Origin of the sequence: Pseudomonas sp. BP01, assembly GCF_022760795.1 — a bacterium.
Lineage (GTDB): Bacteria > Pseudomonadota > Gammaproteobacteria > Pseudomonadales > Pseudomonadaceae > Aquipseudomonas > Aquipseudomonas putida_Q.
Genome location: NZ_JAFBKA010000001.1, coordinates 267,840 through 284,708 on the forward strand (window position 1 = coordinate 267,840; position 16,869 = coordinate 284,708).

Consider the following 16,869-nt stretch of genomic DNA (forward strand, 5'->3'; position numbering starts at 1 on the left):
ACCGCCCTAACCTGCCAGTCATCGCTTAATTCCGCGCAGGAGACCTGTCATGTCGCCACTCATTCAACTGTTGGCCAGCGCCGTGGCGCTGATGGTGGCCATGGGCATCGGCCGTTTCGCCCTCACGCCGCAACTGCCGCAACTGATCGCCGAAGGCCAGTTCGATCTGACGGTCGCGGGGCTGGTCGCGGCCGCCAATTACCTGGGCTATTTCATTGGCGCGGTGGACGCCATGTTCGCCCGCTCACCCGGCCAGGTGCGCCTGCGCCTGCACGGCGGGCTGTGGCTGTGCGTACTGCTGACCCTGGCCTCATTGGCCGCCGACGGTTTCTGGAGCCACCTGCTGCTGCGCTTTGGCACCGGCGTGGCCAGTGCCTGGGTGCTGGTGATGATCACCAGCCTCAGCCAGCAGGTAGCCAACGCGCACAACCGCCAACGGCTGGGTGCCCTGGTGTTTGCAGGGCCCGGCCTGGGCATCGCCGTGACCGGCCTGTTGGCACTGCTGGCGCACTTGGCTGGGCTGGGCTCGGCAGCACTGTGGCTGATCTACGCCGTGGCTGCGCTGGTGATGCTGCTGGCCGTGCGGCCTTGGCTGCCACGCGCATTGCAGGCTGCACCAACCCCGTCGCCAGCGCACCCGGGGGCGGCGCGCAGCGCCGGCATTGGCCGCCTGGCGCTGGTATACGCGCTGTACGGCGTGGGTTACATCCTGCCGGCCACTTTCCTGTCGCAAATGGCCAATCAGCAGTTTCGCGGGCAGTGGATGGCGGACCTGTTCTGGCCGGCGTTTGGCCTGGCGGCAGCGCTGGGGGTGGTGCTGGTGAGCTTGCGCCGTAACGGGCGCACCTCGGCCTGGCTGACCGCCACCCTGTGGTTGCAAGGGCTGGGCGTACTGGCCTGCCTGATGGGCGGCGGGGTCGGGTTGGCGCTGGGTGTGGTGCTGTGCGGTGGGCCGTTTTTGGCGTGCATGCAATTGGTGATGCAACGCTCGCGGGAGCTGGCCCCCCACGCCACACAGCGCAATGCCGGGCTGCTGACCGCGTGCTTTGCCCTGGGGCAGTTGAGCGGGCCCCTGCTGGCGGCGGTCAGCAGCCATTACAGCGGCGGCCTGCAGCCGGCGTTAATGCTGGCGGCGGTGGGGCTGGGGCTGGCGGGCGTGCTGGTCATGACCAGTGGGCAGAACACTCAAGATTGCCAAGCAGTAGCCCGCGCAGCCTGAACAACTGGTCTTGCCTGCAAGGGCCCTATCGCCGGCAAGCCAGCTCCCACCGGTATCCTTACCACTTCAAGGCCTGAGGTACTCCTGTGGGAGCTGGCTTGCCGGCGATAGGGCCAGCACAGGCAACCTTCAACCCACAAGCTTGCGCAATTGTTGCTTCACCCAAGGCTCGGCACTCACCAGAACCACGCCCAGCAACACTAACAGCGCGCCGATCACGAAATTGACGCTTAGCGGCTCATCCAGCAGCAGCACCCCAAAGGTCACCCCAAACAGCGGCGTAATGAACGAAAACACCGCCAGGTTGGACGCCAGGTACTTGCGCAGCAACCAGAACCAGGTCAGGTAACTGATGAACGACACCACAATCCCCTGGAACAGCACACTGCCCATCGCCAAGGGTGTCAGCGACACGGCGCCGATCTGCCCGCTAAGCAGAGCAATCAGCAACAGGCCAGCAAACCCCACCGCCAGCTGATAGAACAAGGTCAAGGTAGCCGGTGCTTCCGACAGCCGAGAGCAGCGCACCACGACTGTAGTAGCGCCCCAGGCCAGCCCGGCGATCACGCCAAAGGCATCACCCAGCAGCATGCGCCCATCCATTTCCTCGAACGACATGCCGCCAGCAAACGCCATGGCTATGCCACCGAATGCCAACAAAATCCCCAGCCACTGCAAAAACCGCAGGCGCTCGCTGGGTAGCCGGAAATGCAGGCCCAACGCGGTAAACACCGGTGCGGTATAGAGGAACACCGACATGTGCGCCGCCGACGTCAGCTTCAGGCCTTCGGCGATGAACAGGAACTCCACACCAAACAGCCCGCCCGCGAGCAAACCCGCGCGCCATGTGCTGCCGACCTGATCCCAGCCACCGCGCCAGCACAGCATCAGCGCCACCAGCACAGCGGCGATGCCATTGCGCAGCGCGGCCTGCATCACCGGCGCGATGTCGACGGCGGCGGTCTTGATCAGCACCTGCTGGCAACCCCAGATCAGGCACAGGCCCAGCATCACCTGAAAGGCAAAGGCGTCAGGGTTCTTGCGGACCGCGCTCATAGGCGGGCCTCCGGGGTGTTCGCAAGCATGGGCATAGGCTCGGCAGTATTCAGAAGCTACCGATTATCGGGTTTCCCTACCCGCTGTTGCCAGCCTCAAAACGACCTCAAGCGATCTGCGCCTTCGAAGACACGTGCTCGAAGGTGGCTTCATCCAGCGCATCCGCCTGTTCGTCCAGCACCTGGCGCGGGTGTTCGAAGCCCGGGATGCTGCTGTCGATCAGGCTCAACAAGCGTAACCCGCGCTCGGTCAGCACAAAGTTTTCACCATTGCCGCCCTCTTCTTCAGGCCGGCTTTCGATGAAGCCACGCTCGAACAGCAGCTTTTCATACTCACAAGCGTGGGTTTTAAGGTGATCCAGATCCCCCACCGGCTCACCCTTGGCGGCCTGGGCCGCGGCGTGCTGTTCGGCATAGGGGCGTGGCGTAAAGCTATGACCGGCGCCGTTCTGCACTTCGTGCAGCAAACGTTCGATCAGATCCCAATCGTAGGCGATGCTCATGGCTACGGGCTCCTGCTGTGGACGGAAGGGGTACACAGGTTGGGACCTGCCGGCGCAAGCGGTGTTCCGAAAGATGAAGGCTGGATGGATGCCACGGTCTGAAGCCGCGTAGGCAGCAATAGACAGAAACCATTGGCTGTCTCGTCTTGTGTAGTTTAAAAACTACATTCACTTGATGAAGAAATCCGAATCCAGATTCTGCATTCGTGGAGGATGCAAAATGACTGAAACCTTCTCTGAATTCGATCCTGCCGCGTACCTCACTACACCTGAAGCAATCGCGCAGTTCATGACCGATGCACTTGAAACCGGCGATGCCAGCTATGTCGCTAAAGCTGTCGGCGTGGTTGCACGCGCCAAGGGGATGAGCGAACTGGCGAAAGAGACTGGGCTGTCCCGAGAGCAGCTTTACAGGTCATTCAGCGAGCATGGCAACCCTACGCTGAAGTCGTTTCTGATCGTGATGAAGGCGTTGGAAATAGACATGACGGCGCGGCCTCACCTCGCTAGGGGATAACGCTTCTGCGCCATCGGTCGCCAAGGCTGAACTTGCTTGCCGCCGCAACGTTCCACCGCACATAGCCACCGCTAGAGGTAAAAAGGATGAAACCGCTGCTGCCGATTACCTGCGTCATTGCACTGTCCTGCGCGTTGCCCGCCTGGGCGTGCACACCGGAAGAAGCCACGCAGAAACGAGAAGAGCTGGCCGGGTTGGTGACCCAGTTGACCGAGCAGAACCCGCAGAAGGCCAAGGAGATCAACGACGAGCTTCAGGGGATGGATCTAGGGACGGCGAGCAAGGACTTGCCCGACAAGTGTCAGCTGATAGACCAGCGGATCAAAGAACTGAAAACGGCGGAGAAGAAGGCTGATTGACGGGTTGCCATTGATGGCTCCATCGCTGGCAAGCCAGCTCCCACAGGTACCGCTGAATCCAGCGTCTGTGGCTTCCCTGTGGGAGCTGGCTTGCCGGCGATAGGGCCTTGATAGCTACTTATTCAGCAGCAGGCTTGCGCTTTTTCAGTGGCGCCAGGCCGTCAGCGCTGGCCAGAGGTGCGTTAGCCCGCGGTTTGGCGGTGGGCTTGCGCTTGGCGGCAGCTTTCTTGTCGCCGGTTTTCTTATCAACTTTCTTCTTCTTGGCGCCAACAGCCTTGCCCGAGGCCTTGACCTTTTTCGGACCGCTGTAGGTGCCTTTCACTTCCTTGATCACACGGCGTTCGAACTGCTGCTTGAGGTAGCGTTCGATGCTCGACATCAGGTTCCAGTCGTTGTGGGTAATCAACGAAATCGCCAGGCCTTCGCCACCGGCACGGCCGGTACGGCCCACGCGGTGCACGTACTCGTCACCGCTGCGAGGCATGTCGAAGTTGATCACCAGGTCCAGGCCGTCGATGTCCAGGCCGCGAGCCGCCACGTCGGTAGCTACCAGCACCTTGGAGCTGCCCTGCTTGAAGCGCTCGATGGCCAGTTTGCGGTCCTTCTGGTCCTTCTCGCCGTGCAGCACGAAAGCCTTCACGTCCTTGGCCACCAGGTGACCGTAGATACGGTCGGCCATGGCGCGGGTGTTGGTGAAGATGATCGCCTTGTCGAAGGTTTCGTTGGCCAGCAGCCACTGCGCGATGTGCTCTTTGTGCTGGTCGTGGTCGGCGGTGATGATCTGCTGGCGGGTGCCTTCGGCCAGCTGCGAGACGCTGTTGAGCATCAGGTGCTCAGGGTCTTTCAGCACCTTGCCGATGATATCGCGCAGGGCAGCGCCACCGGTGGTGGCGGAGAACAGCAGGGTCTGCTCGCGGTTCTCGCACTCCTTGCACAGGCGCTCCATGTCTTCGGCAAAGCCCATGTCCAGCATGCGGTCGGCTTCGTCGAGGATAAGTACCTGCACGTGGGACAGGTCGAGGTTGCCGGCGTTAAGCTGCTCAAGCAGGCGGCCCGGGGTGCCGATCAGCACGTCCGGCACCTTGCGCAGCATGGCGGCCTGCTCCTTGAAGTCTTCGCCGCCGGTCACCAGGCCCGCCTTGATGTAGGTGAACTGCGAGAACAGCTCCACCTGCTTCAAGGTTTGCTGGGCCAGCTCGCGGGTCGGCAGCAGGATCAGCGCGCGGATCTCGACGCGCCCGCCTTTCAGGTCGACCAGGCGGTTGAGCAGCGGCAGTACGAAGGCCGCCGTCTTGCCACTGCCGGTCTGCGCGGTCACGCGCAGGTCGCGCCCTTGCAGGGCCAGGGGGATGGCCGCGGCCTGCACCGGGGTCGGCTCGACAAATTTAAGCTCGGCCACGGCTTTAAGCAGGCGTTCATGCAGGGCGAATTGGGAGAACACGGAGGTAACCTCAGGCAAGTGCGGGAAATTCAGTTGCATAGGGTAACGTTTTCTGCCGCCTTAGCCGAATTTCTTTTGGCAACTTTGTCGTCATCCGCGCTCTAATGGCCCTTCGTTTCGCCACAAGACTGTACGCAAGCCCATGGATATACAACGAATCTGGCGTGACTCCCTCGACCTGTGGGGCACACTCGACCAACACCCGATGCTGCACGCCGCCATTGGCCTGGCGGTGCTGCTGCTGATTTCCCTCATCCTCGGCCGCCTGGCGCGCTTTTTGATGCTGCATGGCGCCCGCCTGCTGGCCCGCCAGCCCGCGCTGAAGTGGCTGGACGACCTGCGCCATAACAAGGTGTTCCACCGCCTGGCGCAAACCACCCCCTCACTGGTGCTGCAGTTTGGCCTGAAGCTGGTGCCGGAGCTGTCCGACACTGCCCAGCACTTCCTGGGAAATGTCGCCCTGGCCTTTACCCTGCTGTTCATGACCATGGCGCTGTCGTGCCTGCTGGATGCCCTGCTCGAGATCTACGCCCGCACCGAACACGCCCGCACCCGCTCGATCAAGGGCTATGTGCAACTGGCCAAGATGATGCTGTGGATCTTCGCCTCGATCGTCATCGTCGCCACTCTGATCGACCGCTCGCCGTTGCTGCTGCTGTCGGGCCTGGGTGCCATGTCGGCGGTGCTGCTGTTGGTGTACAAGGACACCCTGCTGTCGTTCGTCGCCAGCGTGCAACTCACCAGCAACGACATGCTGCACGTGGGTGACTGGATCGAAATGCCGCAAGTAGGTGCTGATGGCGACGTGGTGGACATCACCCTGCACACGGTGAAGGTACAGAACTTCGACAAAACGATTGTCTCCATCCCCACCTGGCGCCTGATGAGCGAGTCGTTCCGCAACTACCGCGGCATGCAGCAGTCCGGTGGCCGGCGGATCAAGCGCAGCCTGTTCATAGACGCGGCCGGTGTGCGCTTTCTGACCCGCGAAGAGGAGCAGCGCCTGAGCCAGGTGCAGCTGCTGGGCGACTACCTGGCCGGCAAGCGCCAGGAACTGCAGAACTGGAACGAGGCCCTGGGGCCGGTGGCAGAGCTGTCGGCCAACCGCCGCAAGCTGACCAACATCGGTACATTCCGCGCGTTTGCCCTGGCCTACCTGAAGAACCACCCCAACGTGCACCCGAACATGACCTGCATGGTGCGGCAGATGCAGACCACCGCCGAAGGTGTGCCGCTGGAGATCTACTGCTTTACCACTACCACGGTGTGGGCGGATTATGAGCGGATCCAGGGGGATATCTTCGACTACCTGCTGGCGGTGCTGCCGGAGTTTGGCTTGAGCCTGTATCAGCAGCCCAGTGGCAATGACATGCGGGTGGGGTTGGCCGGGCGTACGGCGGCGGAGCCGGTGCCGCGTCGCCTTGAGGAGATGAGCGAGGCTTGAGACAGCCGGGGCTGCCTTGCAGCCCATCGCCGGCAAGCCAGCTCCCACAGGGAGCTCACAGCATTCAGCCGTGATGCCATCCTGTGGGAGCTGGCTTGCCGGCGATAGGGCCTGCTGCTACCCCGCGTAACCCAGCAGGTACAACAGCCCGGTCAAGGTCACCAGCGAAGCCACGGTCGACAACAGGATCGTCCGCGAAATCAGCCCCGCCTCGCGGTTGTAATACTCCGCCAGCATGAACGGCCCGGTGCCGGTCGGCAGGGCCGCCAGCAGCACCGCCGAAGCCGCCCACATGCTCGGCAGGCTGAACACCTTGTACGCCAGCACCCAGGTCAGCGCCGGCTGCCCCACCAGCTTCAAGCCTACCAATGGCCAAGGGCTGGCTTGCGCACCCGCGCGCTTTTCTGCCAGGAATGCACCCAGCGATATCAAGGCGCACGGCGTGGTGGCCAGCGCCAGCATGTCCAGAAAGTGCAGCACCGGCTCGGCCAGCCCCAACCCGCTCATGGCCCACCCCGCCCCCACCAGCGGCGAAATCACCAGCGGGTTCTTCGCCAACGCCTTGCCAACGACCACCACGGCGCGACCGATATGCCGCTCCTCCTGTAGCCCGACCTCGATCAGCGTCAGCGAAATGGCGAACACCAGGCACACCACGATCAACGATGAAATCAGCGCCGGCTGCAAGCCCGCCTGGCCGAACAGCAGCAGGCACAACGGGATGCCTATATAACCAGTGTTGGCATACCCCGCACTCAGCCCGTCGATGCTCGACGCCACCAGGCCGTGGCCGCTATTCAGGCGCCACAACAGCGTGACCACGAACATGGCCAGGGCGCCCGTGCCAAAGGCCGCGATGAACCCCGGGTGCCAGATCTCGCTCCAGGTGGCAGTGGCCGTTACCTTGAACAGCAACGCCGGCAGGCACAGCCAGACCACCATCTTGTTGATTTCGGCGGCAGCCTTGTCGCCCAGCTTGTTGGTCTTGCGGCATAGATAGCCGACGAGGATCAGGGCGAAGATCGGCGCAACAATGACGAAGATGGTGTGCATGTCAGGCCTTGCCGGCCAGCGGCGCCTGCGCACGTGCGCCCAACCGGCTCAGCCACACCGATGCCAGGATGATCGCACCGCCGATGAAGAGCCGCCCCAGCGGCTCGTGCTGGTTCCAGATCAGCAGGTTCAACAGCAACCCCACCGGCACATGCAAATTGTTCATGACCGCCAGCGTGCCGCCAGAAACCATGCACGCACCCTTGTTCCACCAGTACAGGCCCAGCGCCGTCGGGCACAGGCCTAGGAACAGCAGCACCAGCCATTGCACATCGGTACTCGGCAGGTGCTGGGTATTGCCGAACAGCAGGAAGGCCGGCAGCACCACCAGCAAGGCCCCCAGGTAGAAGTAGCCAAAACGGGCGTAGTGCGGCAGGTCACTGGGGTTGCGCGCGACCAGATGGCGGTACAGCACCTGGCCGGCGGCATAGGTGAAGTTGGCCAGTTGCAGCAACAGGAAGCCGATGAAGAACTCGCCGCTGATGCTGTCGAAGCGGATCACCGCGGCACCGGCTACCGCCACCAGCGCAGCCAGCAGCGCCCATGGGTTGAAACGCCGGTTCATGGCGTCTTCGATCAGCGTCACGTGCAACGGCGTGAGGATGGTGAACAGCAGCACCTCTGGCACCGTGAGTACGCGGAAGCTCAGGTACAGGCAGACGTAGGTGATGCCGTACTGCAATGCGCCGATCAGCAGCATCGAACGCATGAAGCGCGGTTCGACCTGGCGCCAGCGTGTCAGCGGCAGGAACACCAGGCCCGCCAGCAGCACCCGTGCGAGCACGGCGAAGTAGCTGTCGACGTGCCCGGCCAGGTACTCGCCGATCAGGCTGAAGGAAAACGCCTGGATCAGCGCGACGATTATCAGGTAGCCCATGGTTGCCTCTCATGAATCAAGGCCGCGACCTTAGCGGGTTGCGGTAAATGAGTTCAACCATGAGGAATGTAGGGGCTGTACCTGCCTCTTCGCGGGCACGCCCGCTCCCACAGGTACACCACCGGTCTCAGGTGCTGTGATATCCCTGTGGGAGCGGGCGTGCCCGCGAAGAGGCAGGCTCAGGTCCCCTCATGGCTCCACGCATAAAAAAGCCCGGCCATTGGCCGGGCAGGTACACCCAAAGGAGCAAAAACAGGTGTCAGGGTTGGGAATTCAGTAAATCTCAGGCCACCGCCGCCAGTTTGGCCTTGGCCTGGTTGACGCCCTTCTCGTGGAACTCGCCGCTCATGTTCAGGCCTTCGGCATGGATGAAGTCGACATCGTGAATGCCGATGAAAGCCATCACCTGGCGCAGGTACGGTTCCTGATGGTCGCTGGTGGCGCCGGCATGGATACCGCCGCGGGCAGTCAGGACGATGGCGCGCTTGCCGGTCAGCAGGCCCTGCGGGCCAGTGGGGGTGTACTTGAAGGTGATGCCGGCCCGCAGCACGTGGTCCAGCCAGGCCTTGAGGGTGCTGGGGATGGTGAAGTTGTACATGGGCGCAGCCATCACCAGCACGTCGGCAGCCAGCAATTCATCAGTCAATTCGTTGGAACGGGCCAGCGCATCCAGTTCGGCGGCGCTGCGCTGTTCTTCTGGCTTCATCCAGCCACCCAGCAGGTTGGCGTCCAGATGCGGCACCGGGTTTACGGCCAGGTCACGCACAGTAATCTGATCGGCCGGATGAGCAGCCTGCCATTGCTGAATGAAATCACGGGTCAGCTGACGGGAAACGGAATCCTGCTGGCGGGCGCTGCTTTCGATGATCAGTACGCGGGACATGGGGTGCCTCCATCGGCGAAAAGGGTGCGATTCGATGGAGGTGAGATTAAGGCTTGACCTATCGATAAAAAAGCGTAAAAAGTGGGTTCAATCAATCGATTAATCAGTTTTATTCCGCGCTGCAGTTCAAGGCGATCCGCAGTTTGATGATCTGCCGATTGAATTTGGCGGTGACATCGACGCTTTTGCCGGCCGGTACATTCACCCGGCGTACCCGCGGTGCTTCCGGGCCGTTGCGGAAGGTTACCTTGCACGCCGCCGGTACTTGCCCATAGTTGTTCAGGGTAATGGCGCCAATGTCGTAGGCCGTGTCATAGGCGGTGTAGTCGAGCTTGACCCCGGTCAGTTCCTTCTCCACATCGATGGGATAAGCCATGGCCCCGAGGGGCAGGCACATCAGTATTGCCGCACAACATTTCTTCATGGGCCGCTCTCCTTGAAAGAGCGCAGCTTAGGACAACAGGAGCGAAAGATGAAAGCGCCGCGCGTAACCCTTGACCAGTGGCGAACCCTGCAAGCAGTGGTCGATCACGGCGGGTTTGCCCAGGCCGCCGAGGCACTGCACCGCTCGCAGTCCTCGGTCAGCTACACCGTGGCGCGCATGCAGGAGCAACTGGGCGTGCCACTGCTGCGCATCGACGGCCGCAAGGCGGTGCTCACCGAGGCGGGCAACGTGTTGTTGCGTCGCTCTCGCCACCTGGTCAAGCAGGCCAGCCAGCTCGAAGACCTCGCCCACCACATGGAACAAGGCTGGGAAGCCGAGGTGCGCCTGGTGGTCGATGCCGCCTACCCCAGTGCGCGACTGGTACGTGCCCTGGCCGCGTTCATGCCGCAAAGCCGCGGCTGCCGGGTGCGCCTGCGTGAAGAAGTATTGTCTGGCGTAGAAGAAGTGATGCACGAAGGCATCGCCGACCTGGCCATCAGCAGCTACAGCATTGGCGGCTACCTGGGCGCCGAACTGAGCGCGGTGGAGTTCGTTGCTGTCGCCCACCCTGAGCACAGCCTGCACCGCTTGGGCCGGGAACTCACCTTCCAGGACCTGGAAAGCCAGCTACAGGTGGTCATCCGCGACTCCGGCCGCGCGCAGCCACGCGACGTCGGCTGGCTGGGTGCCGAGCAGCGCTGGACCGTCGGCAGCCTGGGCACCGCCGCCACCTTCGTCAGCAGCGGCCTGGGCTTTGCCTGGCTGCCCCGGCACATGATCGAGCGCGAGCTGACTGAAGGCGTGCTCAAACCGCTGCAGCTGGATCAGGGTGGCAGCCGCCACCCACTGTTCTACCTTTATTCGAGCAAAGAGAAGACCTTGGGCCCGGCCACGCAGATTCTCATCGACCTGCTGCGCAACTTCGACACCGCGCCACTGGACGTGCCCTTCGCAGCCCCCCCGCAAGCCTGAGAGGACCGCGCCCATGGCCTATTTCGAACACGAAGGATGCGCACTGCATTACGAGGAATATGGCCAGGGCGAACCCTTGGTGTTGCTGCACGGGCTGGGCTCCAGCTGCCAGGACTGGGAGTTGCAGGTGCCGGTGCTCAGCCGTCATTACCGGGTGATCCTCATGGACATCCGCGGCCACGGTCGCTCCGACAAGCCGCGCGACGGTTACCAGATCGCCACCTTCAGTGCCGACCTGCTGGCCCTGCTCGAACACCTGCACACGGGCCCCGTGCACTTCGTGGGCCTGTCGATGGGCGGCATGGTGGGTTTTCAGTTCGCTGTCGACCACCCGCAGTGGCTGCGCAGCCTGTGCATCGTCAACAGCGCCCCCGAGGTCAAGCGCCGCACCCGTAGTGACTGGGCCTGGTGGCTCAAGCGCTGGGGCCTGGCGCGCCTGCTCAGTGTCGAAACCGTCGGCAAGGGCCTGGCCGAGCGCCTGTTCCCCAAGCCCCATCAAGCAGACTTGCGGCAGAAGATGGCCCAGCGTTGGGCGCGCAATGACAAACGCGCCTACCTCAAGAGCTTCGACGCCATCGTCGACTGGGGCGTGCAGGAACGCATCGGGCAGATCCACTGTCCTACCCTGGTGATCGCCGCCGACCACGATTACACCCCGATACAACTGAAAGAGCGTTACGTCGCCCTGATGCCCAACGCCAGGCTGGTCGTAGTCGACGATTCCCGGCACGCTACGCCACTCGATCAACCCGAGGTCTTCAACCAGACCCTGCTGCAGTTCCTCGCAGCCGCTTCCACCTCTCAAGGATCTTTGAGCCCATGCTGAAAAAACTCCTGCTCACCGCCTGCTCGGTCGCCTTCGCCACCAGCGTCATGGCCTCCGACAAGACCCCGCACGTCATGCTCGACACAAGCTTCGGCCAGGTCGAAATCGAGCTGAACGCCGAAAAGGCGCCGCTCAGCACCAAGAATTTTCTGGCGTACGTTGACAGCGGCTTCTACAACAACACGATTTTCCACCGGGTGATCCCGGGGTTCATGGTGCAGGGCGGCGGCTTTACTGACCAGATGGCGCAGAAGAACACCAACGACCCGATCAAGAATGAGGCCAGCAATGGCCTGCTGAACACCCGCGGCACACTGTCGATGGCGCGCACCTCCAACCCGAACTCGGCCACCAGCCAGTTCTTCATCAACGTGGCCGACAACGATTTCCTCAACCCGGGGCGCGACGCCGGGTACGCCGTGTTCGGCAAGGTGACCAAAGGCATGGAAGTGGTCGACCAGATCGTCAACTCGCCAACCACCATCAAAAAAGGCATGCGCGATGTACCGGCCGACCCGGTCTACATCAAGTCGGCCAAACGCATCGACTGACCGCAGGCTGCACAAGGATGTGCAACCGCCTGAGGGCCGGATGAAACAGGAGTGTCGTTACCCATGCTGTACCGTCGTTTTGAACAGCTGATCGATATCTTTCGCGAAGCACCCAGTGAATCGCCACCCACCACCGTGTGGCCGTTCTACCTGTATTACCTGCGCCAGGTCTGGCCCAGCTTCCTCGCCCTGCTGGTGGTCGGCCTGTTCGCCTCGCTGATCGAGGTGGCGATGTTCAGCTACCTCAGCCGCATCATCGACCTGGCCCAGGGCACGCCGAATGCCAGCTTCTTCAGCGAGCACAGCGGTGAACTGATCTGGATGCTGGTGGTGATCCTGTTGCTGCGGCCGTTGTTTTTCGGCCTGCACGACCTGCTGGTGCACCAGACCATCAACCCCGGCATGACCAGCCTGATCCGCTGGCAAAACCACACTTACGTGCTCAAGCAGAGCCTGAATTTCTTCCAGAGCGACTTCGCCGGGCGCATTGCCCAGCGCATCATGCAGACCGGCAACTCGCTACGTGATTCCGCCGTGCAGGCGGTGGACGCGTTATGGCATGTGCTGATCTATGCGATCACCTCGCTGGTGCTTTTTGCAGAAGCCGATTGGCGCCTGATGCTGCCGCTGCTGGTCTGGATCGCCGGCTACATCGCCGCGCTGTTCTACTTCGTGCCACGGGTAAAGGAACGCTCGGTGATCTCCTCCGACGCCCGCTCCAAGCTGATGGGGCGTATCGTCGACGGCTACACCAACATCGCGACGCTGAAGCTGTTCGCCCACACCGAGTACGAGCAGCAGTACGCACGTGAAGCGATCCGCGAGCAAACCGAGAAAACCCAGCTGGCCTCGCGGGTGATCACCAGCATGGACGTGGTCATCACCACCCTCAACGGCCTGCTGGTGGTCGCCACCACGGGCCTGGCGCTGTGGCTGTGGAGCCAGTCGCTGATCACCGTCGGCGCCATCGCCCTGGCCACCGGCCTGGTGATCCGCATCGTCAACATGTCGGGCTGGATCATGTGGGTGGTCAACGGCATCTTCGAGAACATCGGCATGGTCCAGGACGGCCTGCAGACCATTGCCCAGCCGGTTACCGTCACCGATCAGCCCAACGCGCCGGCGCTCAAGGTCAGCCGCGGCGCGGTGCATTTCGATGATGTCGACTTCCACTATGGCAAGGCTGCCAATGTGATCGAAGGGCTCGACCTGAACATTCGCCCGGGCGAGAAAATCGGCCTGATCGGCCCGTCCGGGGCGGGCAAGTCGACCTTGGTCAACCTGCTGCTGCGCCTGTATGACGTGCAGGGCGGGCGCATCCTCATCGATGGCCAGAACATTGCCGAAGTCAGCCAGGCCAGCCTGCGCGCACAGATCGGCATGATCACCCAGGACACCTCGTTGCTGCACCGCTCGATCCGCGACAACCTGCTGTACGGCCGCCCCGATGCCAGCGAGGCGGAGTTGCACGAGGCGGTTCGCCGCGCCCGCGCCGACGAGTTCATCCCGCAACTGTCGGACGCCCAGGGGCGCACCGGCTTCGATGCCCATGTGGGTGAGCGTGGGGTCAAGTTGTCGGGCGGCCAGCGCCAGCGCATCGCCATCGCCCGGGTGCTGTTGAAGAATGCACCGATCCTGATCATGGACGAAGCCACTTCGGCGCTGGACTCGGAGGTGGAGGCCGCCATCCAGGAAAGCCTGGAGACGCTGATGCAGGGCAAGACGGTGATCGCCATTGCCCACCGGCTATCGACCATTGCACGGATGGACCGGCTGGTGGTGTTGGACAAGGGCCGGATTGTCGAAAGTGGCAGCCATGCGCAGTTGCTGGAGCAACAAGGGTTGTATGCCCGGTTGTGGCACCACCAGACCGGGGGCTTTGTCGGGGTCGACTGACTCCTGGACCGGCCCTATCGCCGGCAAGCCAGCTCCTACAGAATTACCACAGGCCTTGAAGTCTGTGGAGTACTTGTGGGAGCTGGCTTGCCGGCGATAGGGCCATTACAAACAATACAAAACCCTCAGTCCCGGCGGTAAGGCAACATCCCCCGCGCCTCCTCGGCATACCCCTTGACCCCTTCCCGCTCCTGCAGCAGAAAATCCTCCACCGCCCGCCGCAACCCCGGGTGCAGCAGGTAATGCCAGGACCGCGTCAACACCGGTTCAAACCCGCGTATCAGCTTGTGCTCGCCCTGCGCCCCGGCATCGAAACGCTGGTAACCCTCGGCAATGGCAAAGTCCATGCCCTGGTAAAAACACGTTTCGAAATGCAGCCGGTCGAATTCATCCAGGCACCCCCAGTAGCGGCCAAACAGGCTGTCGCCCCCCACCAGGCTCAAGGCCATTGCCACATCGCGCCCACCCTGACGGGCCATCACCACACGCAGCGCCTCGGGCATGCGTTCGGCCAGCAGGCTGAAAAACTCGCGCGTCAGGTAAGGCGCGCGTCGGCGCACCGCATAGGTGTTGGCATAACACAAAAAGACGAAATCCCACTGTGCCTCGTCCAGTTCATCACCGCGGTACCACCGGAATTCGATGCCCTGCCCTGCCACCTGCTCACGCTCCTTGCGCATCTGCTTGCGCTTGCGAGAGCTCAGGCTGTCGAGAAAATCCTGGAAGTCGCGGTATCCCCGGTTTTGCCAGTGAAACTGGCAGCCCAGGCGCTCCATCCACCCTGGCATGCCCGCCAACTGCGCGTCCAGCGCCGGGTCGGTGAAGTTGATGTGCGCACCGGAAAGCCCACCCTTGCCCAGATACTCCGGCAGGGCCTGCAGCATCAATAAACCGTCAGCCGGGTCGGCCGCCAGCAGGCGTGGGCCGCTGACCGGGCTGAACGGCACGGCGCCGAGCAGCTTTGGGTAGTAGGCAATGCCGGCCCGCTCACAGGCATCGGCCCAGCCATGATCGAACACATACTCGCCAAACGAATGCCACTTGCGGTACGCCGGCAACAGTGCCCGCACCTGCCCGTCACGCTCCAGCACCAGGTGCTCGGCGGCCCAGCCGGTGTTTCGCTGCACGCTACCGCTGTCTTCCATCGCGCTGAGGAAGGCATGGCGCAGGAACGGTTGGCCGGCCGGCACCAGGGCATCCCAGGTGGCCGCCGGAAGATCACGCAAATGGGCAAGGCTATACAGGCTGGTCACGGTTTCGGCTCGCTATCTGAAGGCCCTCAGTATCTCCAAGGATGGCCCGGCACTCAAATGACGAACGCCGGGCTGATCCTTTTATTCTCAATTACTTAACAGCAGTGCCACTAATTAGACATTAATCTGTCATTGGCCCCCGCAATACTTGCGCCTGTTTTCCGGAACCCCAGAACCTGTCTATTCAGGCCCTTTCCGAAGACATGCCAACGCAGGGGCAGGCGCTTGAGCCTCCCCCATTTTTTTCAGTAGGGAGAACCTTATGCGTCTTGTTTCTACACTTACCGGAGTGAGCCTCACCGGCATGATGCTGGCTCTGAGCGCCCCGGCCAGTGCTGCTGTCGACGCCAAGCTGCTCGAAATGCTCCGCGCCAACGGCTCGATCAACCAGGCGCAGTACAACGAACTGCAGGGCGACCTGGCAAAAGAAACCAAGGAAAAGGCCGACCAGAAAGCTCAGTCCGAACGCATGAGCTCGTTTGAACAAAAAGTGGCATGGGCCGCCAAGACCCAGATCAAGGGTGACGTGCGCCTGCGTTACGAAGACGTCAACGTCGATGACCCGAACAGCAGCAGCGGCAACCAGGACCGCCAGCGAGTGCGTGCCCGTGTCGGCTTCTACAGCGAGATCAACCCGCAGGTCGACGCCGGCGTTCGTATAGCCACCGGCAGCAGCGCCGACCGGCGCTCGACCAACCAGAGCCTCGACAACTACTTTGACAAGAAGTCCCTGTGGGTCGACCTCGCCTACCTCGACTGGCACCCTACTGCAGTCCCTAACCTGCACCTGATTGGCGGCAAGATGCCACAGCCTTGGGTAAGCATGGGCGACATCATCTGGGATAGCGACATCAACCCGGAAGGTGTGGCTGCCACTTACAAGGCTGACCTGGGCGCAGCCGAAGTCTTTGCCAGCGCCGGTCAGTACACCCTGAAAGACAACGTCGATGGTGATGGTGTCCAGTACAAGCACGATGCGCAGGTTTACCACGGCCAGTTGGGCGCCAAGTTCGCCCCGGCTGACGTGCTCAAGCTCACCGTGGGTGCCAGCATCTATGGTTACGACAACGACAAGGAAGCAGCCATCCTGCAGTCGTTCGGCAACACCACCAACGAGTTCAATCTGGTGGAAGGCTTTGGCCAGATCGATTTCACCGGCTTGGCCATTCCATTGTCGGCGTATGGTCAGTACGTGAAGAATACCGAGAGCACCGATGGCGAAGATCAAGCCTGGCTGGCTGGTTTGAAAACCAAGGTGGGAGCCTGGAGCCTGGACTACAACTACCGCGATGTACAGCGTAACGCGGTGGTCAGCCTGTTCACCGATTCGGACTTTGGCAACGGCTTCACCGGTTCGCGTGGTCACAAGTTCAAGGTCGGTTACGAGATCGACAAGAACTTCTCCCTGGGTGCTGCCTACCTGATGGCCAAGACAGATCTGTCGCAGCTGCCGAACAGCAATGCTGACGTAGACACCCTGCAGGTGGACCTGGAAGCCAAGTTCTAAGCGGCAACCTCTCTGCTTCACGCTGAAGCGGGAAACGCCGACCCCATCCGGCGTTTCCCGCTTTTTTTGCCTGTGAAATTGTAGGGGGC

General features: G+C 62.2%; 17 protein-coding genes. 9 read left to right on the forward strand and 8 right to left on the reverse strand.

Going from position 1 to position 16,869, the window contains the following annotated elements; genetic code table 11:
• The first annotated feature begins 49 nt into the window (after nucleotides 1–49).
• A complete protein-coding gene (locus JOY50_RS01205; RefSeq protein WP_243054657.1) occupies nucleotides 50–1,219 on the forward strand; it encodes an MFS transporter in 1,170 nt (389 codons plus the stop codon).
• 129 nt (nucleotides 1,220–1,348) lie between these two features.
• On the opposite strand, the gene JOY50_RS01210 is transcribed toward JOY50_RS01205, so the two are convergent.
• Together JOY50_RS01210 and JOY50_RS01215 are read right to left on the reverse strand one after the other, a co-directional pair.
• Nucleotides 1,349–2,275 carry a DMT family transporter gene (locus JOY50_RS01210; protein WP_138737706.1) on the reverse strand — a complete coding sequence of 309 codons (927 nt, stop codon included), beginning with the start codon at nucleotides 2,273–2,275 and terminating at the stop codon, nucleotides 1,349–1,351.
• 106 nt (nucleotides 2,276–2,381) lie between these two features.
• Complete coding sequence (locus JOY50_RS01215; protein WP_063427289.1) at nucleotides 2,382–2,777, reverse strand: hypothetical protein; 396 nt, start codon at nucleotides 2,775–2,777, stop codon at nucleotides 2,382–2,384.
• A gap of 220 nt (nucleotides 2,778–2,997) precedes the next feature.
• Between JOY50_RS01215 and JOY50_RS01220 the strand changes: the two genes are divergently transcribed.
• Together JOY50_RS01220 and JOY50_RS01225 are read left to right on the forward strand one after the other, a co-directional pair.
• On the forward strand, nucleotides 2,998–3,294 hold the full coding sequence (locus JOY50_RS01220) for an addiction module antidote protein (RefSeq protein WP_016498445.1): 297 nt from the start codon (nucleotides 2,998–3,000) through the stop codon (nucleotides 3,292–3,294).
• Between the two features lie 86 nt (nucleotides 3,295–3,380).
• Nucleotides 3,381–3,653: a hypothetical protein gene (locus JOY50_RS01225; RefSeq protein ID WP_049274459.1), complete on the forward strand. Its 273-nt coding sequence runs from the start codon at nucleotides 3,381–3,383 to the stop codon at nucleotides 3,651–3,653.
• 118 nt (nucleotides 3,654–3,771) lie between these two features.
• Here the strand turns inward: JOY50_RS01225 and JOY50_RS01230 are convergent, their stop codons facing one another.
• Nucleotides 3,772–5,133: a DEAD/DEAH box helicase gene (locus tag JOY50_RS01230; protein WP_019473861.1), complete on the reverse strand. Its 1,362-nt coding sequence runs from the start codon at nucleotides 5,131–5,133 to the stop codon at nucleotides 3,772–3,774.
• Nucleotides 5,134–5,236: 103 nt separating this feature from the next.
• Between JOY50_RS01230 and JOY50_RS01235 the strand changes: the two genes are divergently transcribed.
• Nucleotides 5,237–6,538 carry a mechanosensitive ion channel family protein gene (locus JOY50_RS01235; protein ID WP_243054658.1) on the forward strand — a complete coding sequence of 434 codons (1,302 nt, stop codon included), beginning with the start codon at nucleotides 5,237–5,239 and terminating at the stop codon, nucleotides 6,536–6,538.
• 117 nt (nucleotides 6,539–6,655) lie between these two features.
• Here the strand turns inward: JOY50_RS01235 and JOY50_RS01240 are convergent, their stop codons facing one another.
• From JOY50_RS01240 to JOY50_RS01255, 4 genes are all read right to left on the reverse strand, one after another.
• The gene (locus tag JOY50_RS01240) at nucleotides 6,656–7,591 is read right to left on the reverse strand and encodes an AEC family transporter (RefSeq protein ID WP_132846841.1); all 936 of its coding nucleotides are present in this window, start codon (nucleotides 7,589–7,591) and stop codon (nucleotides 6,656–6,658) included.
• 1 nt (nucleotide 7,592) lies between these two features.
• Nucleotides 7,593–8,468, reverse strand: a complete 876-nt coding sequence (locus JOY50_RS01245; RefSeq protein WP_138737179.1) for a carboxylate/amino acid/amine transporter — start codon at nucleotides 8,466–8,468, stop codon at nucleotides 7,593–7,595.
• A gap of 283 nt (nucleotides 8,469–8,751) precedes the next feature.
• Nucleotides 8,752–9,351, reverse strand: coding sequence for an FMN-dependent NADH-azoreductase (locus JOY50_RS01250; protein ID WP_132846840.1), 600 nt, complete (start codon nucleotides 9,349–9,351; stop codon nucleotides 8,752–8,754).
• A 109-nt stretch (nucleotides 9,352–9,460) separates the two neighbouring features.
• Entirely contained in the window at nucleotides 9,461–9,775 is a 315-nt protein-coding gene (locus JOY50_RS01255) for a hypothetical protein (RefSeq protein ID WP_012051530.1), read from the reverse strand.
• A 48-nt stretch (nucleotides 9,776–9,823) separates the two neighbouring features.
• On the opposite strand from JOY50_RS01255, the gene JOY50_RS01260 reads away from it, so the two are divergent.
• The 4 genes from JOY50_RS01260 to JOY50_RS01275 all read left to right on the forward strand — a co-directional run bounded on the left by JOY50_RS01260 (nucleotide 9,824) and on the right by JOY50_RS01275 (nucleotide 14,020).
• Complete coding sequence (locus JOY50_RS01260; protein ID WP_016498438.1) at nucleotides 9,824–10,747, forward strand: LysR family transcriptional regulator; 924 nt, start codon at nucleotides 9,824–9,826, stop codon at nucleotides 10,745–10,747.
• Nucleotides 10,748–10,760: 13 nt separating this feature from the next.
• On the forward strand, nucleotides 10,761–11,573 hold the full coding sequence (locus JOY50_RS01265; protein WP_016498437.1) for an alpha/beta fold hydrolase: 813 nt from the start codon (nucleotides 10,761–10,763) through the stop codon (nucleotides 11,571–11,573).
• On the forward strand, nucleotides 11,567–12,124 hold the full coding sequence (locus JOY50_RS01270; protein ID WP_132846839.1) for a peptidylprolyl isomerase: 558 nt from the start codon (nucleotides 11,567–11,569) through the stop codon (nucleotides 12,122–12,124). Before JOY50_RS01265 ends, JOY50_RS01270 begins: the two co-directional genes overlap by 7 nt.
• Before the next feature lie 63 nt (nucleotides 12,125–12,187).
• Nucleotides 12,188–14,020 (forward strand): ABC transporter ATP-binding protein, encoded by a 1,833-nt coding sequence (locus JOY50_RS01275; protein WP_132846838.1) that lies wholly within the window; start codon nucleotides 12,188–12,190, stop codon nucleotides 14,018–14,020.
• Between the two features lie 125 nt (nucleotides 14,021–14,145).
• Here JOY50_RS01275 and JOY50_RS01280 read toward each other — a convergent pair whose 3' ends face one another.
• Nucleotides 14,146–15,273 carry a GNAT family N-acetyltransferase gene (locus JOY50_RS01280; RefSeq protein WP_132846837.1) on the reverse strand — a complete coding sequence of 376 codons (1,128 nt, stop codon included), beginning with the start codon at nucleotides 15,271–15,273 and terminating at the stop codon, nucleotides 14,146–14,148.
• Nucleotides 15,274–15,535: 262 nt separating this feature from the next.
• Between JOY50_RS01280 and JOY50_RS01285 the strand changes: the two genes are divergently transcribed.
• Entirely contained in the window at nucleotides 15,536–16,780 is a 1,245-nt protein-coding gene (locus JOY50_RS01285) for a putative porin (RefSeq protein ID WP_132846836.1), read from the forward strand.
• Nucleotides 16,781–16,869: the final 89 nt, after the last annotated feature.